The sequence below is a fragment of the Moritella sp. Urea-trap-13 genome, from assembly GCF_002836355.1.
Taxonomy (GTDB): Bacteria; Pseudomonadota; Gammaproteobacteria; order Enterobacterales; family Moritellaceae; genus Moritella.
In genome coordinates, this window is the sequence record NZ_PJCA01000021.1 from 1 (window position 1) to 277 (window position 277).

General features: G+C 38.6%; 1 rRNA gene. It reads left to right on the plus strand.

The window, feature by feature from the left end:
- Positions 1 to 96: 96 nt before the first annotated feature.
- Positions 97 to 212 (plus strand): 5S ribosomal RNA (rrf, locus tag CXF93_RS02935).
- Positions 213 to 277: the final 65 nt, after the last annotated feature.

Sequence of the window (277 nt, forward strand, 5' to 3'; positions counted from 1 at the left end):
CGCCAATTACTATTTATTTAGATTTAGTCTAAGTAGATGTTACTTAAGACTTAGTCTTAAGTAAGAGCAGATTATTCGTAAGACTCAAAAAATTTGTTTGGTGACCATAGTGTTGCGGTACCACCTGATTCCATTCCGAACTCAGTAGTGAAACGTAATAACGCCGATGGTAGTGTGGGGCTTCCCCATGTGAGAGTAGGGCATCGCCAAACGCCAATTTAGTTTCAAGATTAAGTCTTGAACGAAAAAAGCCGATATCATTGATATCGGCTTTTTT